This is a genomic window from Mycobacterium sp. AMU20-3851 (assembly GCF_043974665.1).
In the GTDB taxonomy this organism is placed as follows: domain Bacteria; phylum Actinomycetota; class Actinomycetes; order Mycobacteriales; family Mycobacteriaceae; genus Mycobacterium.
The window spans coordinates 3,818,022-3,829,177 of record NZ_CP146371.1 but is presented as its reverse complement, the minus strand read 5'-3'; the positions used below and the strand labels follow the sequence as shown (position 1 = coordinate 3,829,177).

At 68.2% G+C, this 11,156-nt stretch carries 10 protein-coding genes; 5 read left to right on the top strand and 5 right to left on the bottom strand.

The window, feature by feature from the left end; all coding sequences use genetic code 11:
* Nucleotides 1-18: 18 nt before the first annotated feature.
* Both V4U86_RS18435 and V4U86_RS18430 read right to left on the bottom strand, forming a co-directional pair.
* A complete protein-coding gene (locus V4U86_RS18435) occupies nt 19-1,041 on the bottom strand; it encodes an ABC transporter permease (protein WP_395307387.1) in 1,023 nt (340 codons plus the stop codon).
* A 25-nt stretch (nt 1,042-1,066) separates the two neighbouring features.
* A complete protein-coding gene (locus V4U86_RS18430) occupies nt 1,067-1,843 on the bottom strand; it encodes an SDR family NAD(P)-dependent oxidoreductase (protein WP_395307386.1) in 777 nt (258 codons plus the stop codon).
* A 133-nt stretch (nt 1,844-1,976) separates the two neighbouring features.
* On the opposite strand from V4U86_RS18430, the gene V4U86_RS18425 reads away from it, so the two are divergent.
* The 4 genes from V4U86_RS18425 (at nt 1,977) to V4U86_RS18410 (ending at nt 6,359) form a co-directional block, all read left to right on the top strand.
* Nucleotides 1,977-2,840 carry a carbon-nitrogen hydrolase family protein gene (locus V4U86_RS18425; RefSeq protein ID WP_395307385.1) on the top strand — a complete coding sequence of 288 codons (864 nt, stop codon included), beginning with the start codon at nt 1,977-1,979 and terminating at the stop codon, nt 2,838-2,840.
* A gap of 15 nt (nt 2,841-2,855) precedes the next feature.
* Entirely contained in the window at nt 2,856-3,833 is a 978-nt protein-coding gene (locus tag V4U86_RS18420) for a cyclase family protein (RefSeq protein ID WP_395307384.1), read from the top strand.
* A 28-nt stretch (nt 3,834-3,861) separates the two neighbouring features.
* On the top strand, nt 3,862-5,568 hold the full coding sequence (locus tag V4U86_RS18415; RefSeq protein WP_395307383.1) for a dihydroxy-acid dehydratase: 1,707 nt from the start codon (nt 3,862-3,864) through the stop codon (nt 5,566-5,568).
* A gap of 95 nt (nt 5,569-5,663) precedes the next feature.
* Nucleotides 5,664-6,359, top strand: coding sequence for a GntR family transcriptional regulator (locus V4U86_RS18410; protein WP_395307382.1), 696 nt, complete (start codon nt 5,664-5,666; stop codon nt 6,357-6,359).
* A 21-nt stretch (nt 6,360-6,380) separates the two neighbouring features.
* Here V4U86_RS18410 and V4U86_RS18405 read toward each other — a convergent pair whose 3' ends face one another.
* The 3 genes from V4U86_RS18405 to V4U86_RS18395 are packed head-to-tail and all read right to left on the bottom strand — an operon-like array spanning nt 6,381 to nt 10,379.
* A complete protein-coding gene (locus tag V4U86_RS18405) occupies nt 6,381-6,572 on the bottom strand; it encodes a YbdD/YjiX family protein (protein ID WP_395307381.1) in 192 nt (63 codons plus the stop codon).
* Nucleotides 6,518-8,803 (bottom strand): carbon starvation CstA family protein, encoded by a 2,286-nt coding sequence (locus V4U86_RS18400; RefSeq protein ID WP_395307380.1) that lies wholly within the window; start codon nt 8,801-8,803, stop codon nt 6,518-6,520. Before V4U86_RS18400 ends, V4U86_RS18405 begins: the two co-directional genes overlap by 55 nt.
* A gap of 46 nt (nt 8,804-8,849) precedes the next feature.
* Nucleotides 8,850-10,379: an ATP-dependent DNA ligase gene (locus V4U86_RS18395; RefSeq protein ID WP_395307379.1), complete on the bottom strand. Its 1,530-nt coding sequence runs from the start codon at nt 10,377-10,379 to the stop codon at nt 8,850-8,852.
* A gap of 121 nt (nt 10,380-10,500) precedes the next feature.
* Here V4U86_RS18395 and narJ point away from each other — a divergent pair, with 121 nt between their 5' ends.
* Entirely contained in the window at nt 10,501-11,142 is a 642-nt protein-coding gene (gene narJ, locus V4U86_RS18390; RefSeq protein WP_395307378.1) for a nitrate reductase molybdenum cofactor assembly chaperone, read from the top strand.
* Nucleotides 11,143-11,156 lie beyond the last annotated feature (14 nt).

Below are 11,156 nucleotides of genomic sequence, written 5' to 3'. Positions count from 1 at the left end.
CTCCTGTGGTTCGGGATATCAGGACTGAGCCGAGGTGCTGCGGAAGCTGACGAAGCGTCGCCAGTCCACCCCACGCAGCACGATGGCGGCGGCCAGCACGAAGGCCTGGACGAGCAACTGCATGGCGGTCGAAGCGCCCGCGGCCAGCACCACCTGTCCCAGCTGGGTGAGGAACAGTGCTGCGATGGCGGTGGCGACGATCGACGACACACCGCCGCGCAACAGCGTGCCACCCAGTACGACCGCGGCGATGGTGGTGAGCTGATAGCTCTGGCCGAGTTGCAGATCGGGGGTGCGCAGGTAGGCAGCCAGCAGCATGCCCGCTGCGGCATAGGCGATGCCGGCCAGGACGTAGGCCATCACGCCGGTGGTCGAGGTGCGCAGACCGACCATGCGGGCGGCGGGCACACCGGCGCCGACGGCCACGAACCGCCGGCCCAGCGCGCTCTGCTTGAGCAGCAGTTGGGCGAGGATCACCATGACCACCGCGAGCAGGAACACGGTGGGGATGCCGGCGACCGAACTGACCGCGAAGGCGCTGACCGCCGGGTCCGCGGTGCCGGGGAAGCCACCCGAGATGACCAGGACCAGCCCGGTCAGCAGGGAGTTGACCGCCAACGACGCGACGAACGCGGCGACCGAGAAGTGCACCACCGCAACGCCTATGACCACCCCGGACAGTGCGCCCGCGGCGATCCCGAGCACGATGCAGGTGGCGGTGGGCAGGCCGCCCTCGGCGAGTTTGGACACGCACACCGCGGCGACGGCCATCACGCCGGGCACCGACAGGTCGATCCCGCCGTGGGTGATCACCAAGGTCTGGCCGAGCGCCGCGATCGCCATCACGCCGGCGAACGGCAGCATGGCCGTCAGAGCGGACGCCGTGATACTGCCGGGGGCGATCAGCGGGCTGATGACGAACACGACGACCGCGAGCAGCCAGATCGGGGCGAACCGATCGGTCCGGATCCGGTGCAGCAGGGCTGCGCCACCGGACGGTGCCTTTCTGTCCGGGTCGGTGTCTGAGGTGAGGGTTGGCATGTCGGATTCCTCGGGGTGTGAGTGGTCAGATGCTGGTGTAGCCGCCGTCGACCGCCAGGGCGGCGCCGGTGACGAAGCTGGCGTCGGGACCCAGCAGGAAGGCGATGGTCGAGGCGATCTCAGAGGCCTCGGCGATGCGCCCCATCGGGTGCGCGGCGTAGAGGGCTTGGCGGGCGGCCTCGGGATCGGGCTGTGATCCGAGGTATGTCGCCGACTGCCGGGTCTCCACCGTGCCCGGGCTCACGACGTTGGCCCGGATGCCGCGTGCGGCGTATTCGACCGCGATCTGGCGGGTCAACTGGGCGACGGCGCCCTTGGAGGCACAGTAGGCCGCCTGGTTGGGCAGCGCGACGGTGCCGGAGATCGAGGACAGGTTGACGATCGACCCCGACCGGTTCGCGGCGGTGAGCCTGCCGACGAATTCGCGGCAGATCAGGAACACCCCGGTGACGTTGACGGACTGCACGGTGTTCCAGTCCGCAAGGGTGGTCTCGGTCAGTGGTTTGGAGATCATCACCGCCGCCGAGGTCACCAACCCGTCGACCCCGCCGAAAGCGTCATAGCCCGCGTCCAGCGCGGCGCGTGCCGACCGCTCGTTGCTCACGTCGGCGGTCACGGTGACCACTTCCGAACCCGTGGCCCGCAGCTCGCGGGCGACGTCCTCGAGGTGATCGCCGTTGATGTCGACCAGCACCAGACGGTGTCCGCGCTGGGCCAGCAGCGCGGCGGTACCTGCGCCGATTCCGCTGGCCGCACCGGTGATGAGGGTGGTGTTCGCGGCGATCGCGGGGTCTTTTGTCATGAGGTGAAACGCCTTTCGACATACTGCATGCAGCACGTAGAGTATCCCAGGTCACACAGATTGACATGCTGCATGCAGCATGTCAATCTGGGGCGGCGGGAACGTGGAAGCGAGGAACAGGGTGTCGGAGACTGTGTCAGAACCGGGCGGTGTTGCCAGTTCGGCGCCGCAGGTCGCCGTCGCGCAGGTCCCTGCCGTGCTCGGCGATCCGGACGCCAATATCGCGTCGACCGCGCGCTGGATGGCCGAGGCCGCCGGGCGGGGCGCACAGCTGACGGTCTTCCCCGAATGTGCGCTGTCGGGCTACATGATGGACAGCCGCGCCCAGGTGGCGGCCGCCGCCATTCCGGCGACCGCGGAGCGGTTGGCCCCGCTCATCGAAACGGCCTCGGCGACCGGCACGTTCGCGGCGATCGGGCTGCTCGAACGCGATGGTGACCACATCTACAACTCCGCGGTGCTGGTCGGCCCCGACGGGCTGGTCGGTTCCTACCGCAAGCAGCACTTGCCGCGACTGGGCGCCGACAACTTCGTCGACCCGGGCGACGGCATCGCCCCGCGGGTGTACGACATCGGCGCGTTCCGGGTGGGAATGATGATCTGCTTCGACCTGCGCTTCCCGGAATGTGCCCGGGAGCTCGCCCTCGCCGGCGCCGATGTCATTGCCATGCCGACCAATTGGCCGATGACGGCGGGATTCCTGGCAGATCACATGACGCGGGTGCGGGCGGTGGAGAACCTGGTCTACCTGGCCGTCTCCGACCGCTGCGATCAGGAGGCCGGGATCGACTTCTTCGGCCGCAGCCAGGTGGTGGCCCCGGCTGGGGATGTGCTGGTGGATGCGGGACGCGCCGAGGGCATCGTCCTCGCGCCGATCGACGTCACCCGATCCCGCACCAAGACATTGACTTTCGACGATCCGCCGTACTCGTTGCCGGTGTTCGACGGCCGCCGCCCCGAGCTCTACTCGGCGCTCACCAATCCCATCGACAACTAGCAGAAAGAGGCCGACATGTGTGGCCCCGGCATCATCAACGAGCAGTCCCGCAACCTCATCGCCGCCCAAGCGGCGAAGTTCCGCGAGATCACCATGAGCCCGTTCGGCCCCGACGACGAGATCGGCATGCTCAACCTGATCAGCGCCGAGAAGTCGCGTGAGGTCATGCGTGCCGCCGACGGCGGCGCGGCCATCGACCTGTCGGTGGACTATTTCATCGGGATGCCGTCCTGGACGAAGGCCGGGGACCCCGGTTTTCAGCAGTGGATGACCCACACCCCGGCCGGCACTGTGCTCGACGACATCACCGGAGTCGGCGTGGACCAGAACCACCTGGTGGCCTACTCGGGTGATGCGATGTCGATGTACACCCACTGCGGCACGCATATCGACACGCTCAACCACTTCGGCTATCACGGCAAGATCTTCAACGGATACGAAGCGGCGCAATGTATCAGCTCGCGCCATTGGATCAAGTGCGGTGCCGACAAGTTCCCGCCTATCATCACCCGGGGCGTGCTGTTCGACATCGCCGGTCTGCACGGAGTGGACGTGCTGCCGGACAACTATGGTATCGGTGCGAAGGATCTTGCTGATGCGTTGAAGCGGCAGAACGTCGAATTCCATCCGGGCGATGTGGCATTGGTGCGCACCGGCCGGATGCGGTACTGGCCCGACAGCGACCGTTACATCGATGATGCCCCGGGCCTGAACCGTGCGGGCGCCGAGTTCCTCGCCCAGGCAGGTGCGGCCGTTATCGGCGGCGACAACCTCGCGCTGGAGCAGTCGCCGTCTCCGGATGCCGAGAACTGGCAGGTGGTGCACACCTACCTGCTGGCCGAGGCCGGTGTGCCGATCATGGAGGTCGTCGACTGCGAAATCCTGGCGGCCGAACGACTTTACGAGTTCGCGTTCATCGGTGCCTGCATGAAGGTGCGCGGGGCCACCGGCGCCCCGATGCGCCCACTGGCCATGCCCCTGCTGTCGCGTTGATTCGGCGCTCCGAGATCTGAGGAACCACATGTCTGACACTTCCGGCTACCAAGCCGGCACGTCCGCGGTCGACAGCAGTCGCACGTCCTACGGCGATGCGGGGTTCAGCCGCTACCTGCGCCGTGCCTTTCTGGCCTCGGCGGGTTATGACGACGAGAGCCTGGAACGGCCGATCGTCGGAATCGCGGTCACCCAATCGGATTACAACACCTGCCATCGGGACATGCCGGCGTTGCTGGCCGCGGTCAAGCGCGGCGTCGAGCAGGCCGGCGGCCTGCCGATGGACTTCCCGACCATCTCCCTCGGCGAGATTCTGACCTCGCCGACCACCATGCTGTTCCGCAATCTGATGGCGATGGACACCGAGGAGATGATCCGGGCCCTGCCGATGGACGCGGCGGTGCTGCTCGGTGGCTGCGATAAGACAGTGCCTGCCCAGCTGATGGCGGCCGCATCCTCCGACATTCCGGTGATGCTCGAGGTGGTCGGACCCATGATGACCGGGTCGTGGCGCGGTGAACGGTTGGGTGCCTGCACCGACTGTCGACGGTTCTGGGGTGCGCACCGCGGTGGAGAACTCGACGGTGACGAGATCGTCTCGGTGCGTCAGGAACTGGTGTCGACCACCGGAACCTGCACGGTGATGGGCACCGCGTCGACCATGGCGTCGCTCACCGAGACTCTGGGGATGATGCTGCCCGGCGGCGCGACCCCGCCCGCGGTGAGCGGGGCCCGGCTGCGTCACGCCACCGAAACCGGCAGGCGAGCAGTCGAACTGGCGCGTACGGGTGGTCCGCTGCCGCGCGAGGTGATGACCCGCGAGGCCTTCGAGAACGCGATCCGGGTGCTGGCAGCGATCGGTGGCTCGACCAACGCGCTGATCCACGTCATCGCGGTGGCGCGCCGGGCCGGGGTCGACCTGCAGATGTCGGACTTCGACACGATCGGTTCCGACACTCCGCTGTTGGTGGACTGCAAGCCCTCCGGCGCCGGTTACATGGAGGATTTCCACCGCGCCGGTGGAGTTCCCGCACTTCTGGCCGAACTCGCCCCGTTCCTGCACCGGGAACACCGCGGCGTCAGCGGTCGGTCGCTCGGCGAACTGATCGAGGAGACTGAGGCACCCGCCCAGTGGCAGAACACCATTCGCCATCTCGACGACCCGTTGGGCCCCCCGGGCGCGCTGGCGGTGCTGTCGGGATCGCTGGCACCCAACGGGGCGATCATCAAGGCGTCGGCGGCCAGTCCGGACCTGATGCAGCACACCGGCCCGGCACTCGTGGTGGACAACCCGGCCGACGCGGCTGCGATTCTCGACGATCCCGACCTGGATGTGACGCCCGACCACGTGCTGGTGATGCGGTACTCCGGGCCGGTGGCTGCCGGTATGCCGGAGGCCGGGGCGCTACCGATCCCGGCGAAACTCGCCAGGGCCGGAGTGCGTGACATGGTGCGGGTGTCGGATGCCCGGATGAGCGGCACCTCCTACGGCACCGTGGTGCTGCACTGTGATCCCGAAGCGGCAGTGGGCGGTCCACTGTCGGTGGTGCGCAACGGCGATCTGATCCGGCTGGATGTCCCGAATCGATCGATCGACCTGCTGGTCTCCGAAGAGGAGATCGCCGAGCGGTTGAAGTCGTTCACCCCACCGCCGCGTGCGGCACGGGGATGGCGGCGTCTCTACGAGGAGACCGTCCTGCCCGCCAGCCAGGGCGCCGACCTGTCATTTCTGTGAAATCTCGCCCGACACAGACAAAGGAAGTAGCACGGCGCATGCTGCATGCATTTATGCTGGCGGAAATGAGTCGGCACAGCAGGGAGACGTGAATCGTGTTCGACGCCGGGCAGGTATCGCTGACCGATCGAGTCTATGACGAGCTGATGCGCGCCATCCGGGCGGGTGAGCTGCAGCCCGGCACCATGCATTCGGTGGTGGAGATATCGGGCCGGCTCGGGGTATCCCGGACCCCGGTACGCGAGGCGCTGTTGCGTATGGCGAGTAACGGTATGGTCCGGTTCGAGCGCAGCCGCGGTGTCCGCATCCTGGAGGTGTCCACCCGCGACATCGAGGAGATCTACTCGCTACGCATGATGCTGGAGGTGCCGTCGGCCTACCGTGCCGCCGAGTTGCTCACCGACGAGCTGCTCGGCCCGGTCGAGGACGCTTTCGAACGCATGCGGGAGGCAACCGCGGCCGGGGACGAATCCCTGTTCCAGGCGGCCGATGTCGATTTCCACGCCGCGATCCTCAACGCTGCGGGCAACCGTCGGGTGACCGAGGTGGCGGCCAACACCAGGATCCAGATGATGGACAGGGGACTGTCCACGACGGCGACCCGAACCCTGGCCGACATTCTGTTGGTGCATGAACGCATCCTGGACGCGATCCGCGGCCGGGATCCGAGGGGGAGCGCCGAACGGATGCGCGATCATCTCGTCGAGACGACGCAGTTGCTGCTCACCCAATCCACCGGAGATGACACCCTGGCGAAGAAGTACCTGCCCCCGCCGCTGCCGGTCGACTGACCCGCGCTCGGGGAAACGGGGTCAGCAGCAGCGCGCGCCCGGGTTGGCATCGGCGGCGGCGTGCCGCATCCGCCAGTACTCCCGCTCACTGGGCACCGGCGCACCGGGATGCGCGCGGCCCAGATGTTCGACGTAGCGCCGATAGTGGTTGTCGCCCATCAATGATGCCCAGTACCAACCGATCTTGCCGATGACGGCGGCAACTCGTCCCATAGCTTGCTCACCTCCTTCTCGGTGGCCGTCGGCCGAAGGCCGGACGGGGCGAAGATCCGTGACGGCACCGGTTCGTCGTCGGTGAGCGGCCGGCCGACACCTCGGATCGACCGGATCGCCACGACCACCCCGGCAGCGAACACGATGAGCACCAGCACCGCGAACGCGATCGACAGCGTGCCCTGGATGAACGTATTGCGGATCACCGCGTCGATCTGCTCGGGTGTCTTGGCCGCACCGAAGGACGACTCACCGGCCTCCTTGGCCGCGACGTACTGCGAATGCTGCTTCCAATAACCGACTTTGGGGTCCGCGGAGAAGATCTTCTGCCAGGACGCGGTCATCGTGACCACCAGATCCCAGGCCAACGGCAGACCCGGTATCCAGGCCCATTTGAGGTAGCCCTTCTTGATGATCACCACGGTGACCACCGTCAGCGCGATGGCCGCCAGCAGCTGGTTGGCGATACCGAACAGCGGGAACAGGGTGTTGATACCACCCAGCGGGTCGGTCACACCCATCAGCAGGATGGAACCCCACGCCGCGACCACGACGACGCTGCACGTCCACGCGCCCACCCGCCAGCTCGGATCCCGCAGCTTCTTCAGCGGCCCACCGATGTTGGCCAAACCATCGGACAGCATGAAGCGCGCCACCCGGGTGCCGGCGTCGACCGTGGTGAGGATGAACAGCGCCTCGAACATGATCGCGAAGTGATACCAGAACGCCTTGAGGTTCGGGCCGCCGAACACCTGCAGCACCTCGGACATGCCGAAGGCCAACGTCGGTGCGCCACCCGTGCGGGAGATGATCGAGGACTCACCGACCCCCTCGGCGGCCGCGTCGATCTCGGCCGCGGTGATGGGCGCCCCGGACAACCCGAGGCCGTTGACGTAGTCCGCCGCGGATTCGGCCGCACCGCCGGTGGCCGCCGCCGGGGCGTTCATCACGAAGTACAGGTGCTGATTGAGGATGCACGCGGTGATCAGCGCCATGATGGCCACGAACGATTCGGTCAGCATCCCGCCGTAGCCGATCAGCCGCATCTGGCTTTCCTTCTCCAGCAGCTTCGGGGTGGTGCCCGAAGAGATCAGCGAGTGGAACCCGGATAGCGCGCCGCACGCAATGGTGATGAACAGGAACGGGAACAGCGCCCCGGCGAACACTGGACCATCCCCGCGAGTGGCGAACTGCGAGATGGCCGGGGCCTCCATGAGCGGGCGTGCGAGCACGATGCCGACGGCGAGCAGGGCGATGGTGCCGACCTTCATGAACGTCGACAGATAGTCCCGCGGGGCCAGCAGGAACCACACCGGCAGCACCGAGGCGGCCAGGCCGTAGATGATGATGCACCAGGACAGCGTCACCTTCGACAGCGTGAACCAGTCCGCACCCCAGGCGGTTTCGGCGACCCAGCCGCCGGACACCACGGCCAGCAGCAACAGCGCCACACCGATCAGCGAGACCTCGGACACCCGGCCGGGGCGCAGGAACCGCAGATACAGGCCCATGAAGATGGCGATCGGGATGGTCATCGCGATGGAGAACACCCCCCACGGGCTCTCGGCCAGGGCGTTGACCACCACCAGCGCCAGCACCGCCAACAGGATCACCATGATGATGAGCACGCCGACGATCGCCGCGACACCGCCGACGGCACCGAGTTCGTCACGCGCCATCTGTCCCAGTGAGCGGCCGCGCCGCCGCGTCGAGATGACCAGCACCAGGTAGTCCTGCACGCAGCCGGCCACCAGTGCGCCGACGATGATCCAGATGGTCCCCGGCAGGAAGCCCATCTGGGTGGCCAGCACCGGGCCGACCAGCGGACCGGCACCGGCAATCGCGGCGAAATGATGCCCGAACAGCACCCGCCGGTCGGTCGGCATGTAGTCCGTGCCGTTCTCGAAGATCTCCGCCGGCGTCGCGTTGTCGTCCCGCGGTTTGACGATCTTCATCTCGATCAGGCGGGCATAGAACCTGAAGCCGATGACATAGGTACAGATCGCGGCGATGACGAACCACACGGCGTTGACCGTCTCGCCGCGGAAGAACGCGATGATCGCCCACGCGATGGCGCCCGCCACCGCGATGACCCCGAAGATGATGCGGTGCCGCACGGTGATCGGGGACCGGTCGATGATCGCCACAGGCGGCAGATCCGGGTCGGTACGTACGAACGTGATGTCGCCGCGGTGCTCTTCAGTGCGTTCCGGGGCGCTTGGAGATGCCATGCTCTGAATCCTTGCACCGCACCTGCGCGACATTGGGATTTTCCGGTCATCCGTTGCGTTCGTAGTGTTCACGGACGGTGTCGACCGTGTCGGCCTCCTCGGCGGTCTTGTCCTCGCGGTAGCGCAGCACCCGGGCGAAGCGCAGCGCCATGCCGGCGGGATAGCGGGTGGAGCCCTGCACACCGTCGTAGGCGATCTCCACCACCTGCTCGGGCCGGACCTTGACCACGTACCCATCGGTCGGGCCGTCGGCCAGTTCGGTGAACCGCCGGGTCTGCCAGTCCAGCATGGTGTCGGTCATCCCCTTGAACGTCTTGCCGAGCATGACGTAGCCGCCGGTCTCCGGGTCGCGGGCGCCGAGATGGATGTTGGACAGCTTTCCGGTGCGCCGTCCCGAACCCCACTCCACGGCCAGGACCACCAGGTCCAGGGTGTGCACCGGCTTGACCTTCAGCCACGCCGCGCCGCGCCGGCCGGCCGCGTAGCCGGCACCGGGGTCCTTGGCCATCACGCCCTCGTGCCCGGCGGCCAGTGTCTGCTCCAGGAACCGCTGTGCGGCAACGGGGTCCGCCGTCGCCAGCCGACGCATGCGTTGCGACTCGGGCACCACCTCGTCGAGCGCAGCGAGCCGCTCGGCCATCGGTGCGTCCAGCAGGTCGACGCCGTCGCGGTGCAGCAGATCGAAGAAGAACACCGACAACGGCTCGCGGCGTACCTCGCCGGACCGGGTGCCGAACCGGGACGCGGTCACCTGGAAACGGTGCGGCCGGCCGTCCGGACGCAGCGCGATGGCCTCGGCGTCCGCGATCAGCCGGGTCACCGGTAGCGCGAGCGTCGCCGCGACCACCTCGGGCAGCCGCGCGGTGACATCGTCCAGGCTGCGGGTGTAGATCGAGACGGTGTCCCCGGCGCGGTGCACCTGCGCCCGGGCGCCGTCCAGCTTGGATTCGAACAACGCTGTGCCGCCGAGCTTGTCGAGCGCGTCCTGCACCGAGGTCGCGGTCTGGGCCAGCATCGGCCCGACCGGCCGGCCCACCTGCAGGGTGAACCGGTCGAGTGCGGACTCGCCGCCGGTGAGTGCGGCGGCCGCGACCACCGGCAGATCCCCGGCCAGCATGGCCGCCCGCCGCACCGCGGCCACCGGTACCGCGGCGGCCTTGGCGACGGAGTCGACCATCACCCCGGCCAGTGCGCCCTGTCTGAGCTCACCACCGAGCAGTCGCCGCAGGAACTGCTGTTCCTCGCCGGTGGCGGCGCCGAACAACGCCCGCAGCCGATCGGCGCGCTGGGCCTGAGACCCACGCCCGGCGAGTCCCTTGATCGCCGAGAACGCGGCGTCCACGGCCCCCACCGTGAGGGTGGGGGAGCCGGCCGGCTCGGGCAGGGTGCGCAGCGCGGCCCAGCCGACACCGATCTGGCGCTGCGGGAGCTCCCCGGACAACCACGCCACCACCACCGCGATCTCGGCCGGCGAGTCGAGCGCGGACAGCGTCTCGGCCACCCGCGTCACCTTGGCCAGGCGCGCGGACAGGGCGCCCACCGCGGTCGAGGTGGCCGCAATCTCGGCGAGTAGCATTCGTCCAGCCTGCCACCGGGGACCGACAGAACTTGAGGGAAAGCGTGCTCAGCAGCCGACTCAGTGGTTCCCTTGACGGTATGACCGCCTCAACGCACCTCCGCGCCCGGGAGCGCCGTTCATGAAACGGGGCCGCGGGCGTGGGCGGCGCTCTACCGAACTGCAGCACCGGACGGTGTGGCAGGGGGCCGCGATGCTGTTGGCGCGGCCGGATGACCGCCTGCCGGCCAGGCTGGCGGCCGTGGAGGAGATGCTCGGCCACCTCGACGGCGGGTACGCGCTGGCGTTGGGCCGGGCCGGGGCCGGTCTGCGCAGCCTCGATCTCAAGACCGCGATCCTGAGCTACGCGCTGACCTTCGAATCCGGCGGCCGACGCGGCCTGCTGCTCACGAACTGGATGGCCGAGGACAATCGCGACCGGGTGGTGTACCGGCAGGCATTCGTGGATGCCTACCGCGCGGCCGGGGTGCCCATCCCCGGCGGCGCGATGCCCGACCATCTCGCGGTGGTGCTGGAGTTCGCCGCGCACGCCGACCCGGACGCCGGCCGGCGACTGCTGGTCGCGCACCGGGTGCCGATCGCGGCCCTGCACCGGGTCCTCGACGAGGCCCATTCGCCGTACGCGTACGCCGTCGCGGCGGTGTGTGCCACGCTTCCCGAGGTGGCCGCGGAGGAACTGCACAGCCTGCCGATCGGCGGACCGACCACCGGAGCCGTCGAACAGCCCCACGTCCATCTGGACACCCCGCCGAACGGTCGCTGAACCCTCCTGCCCCG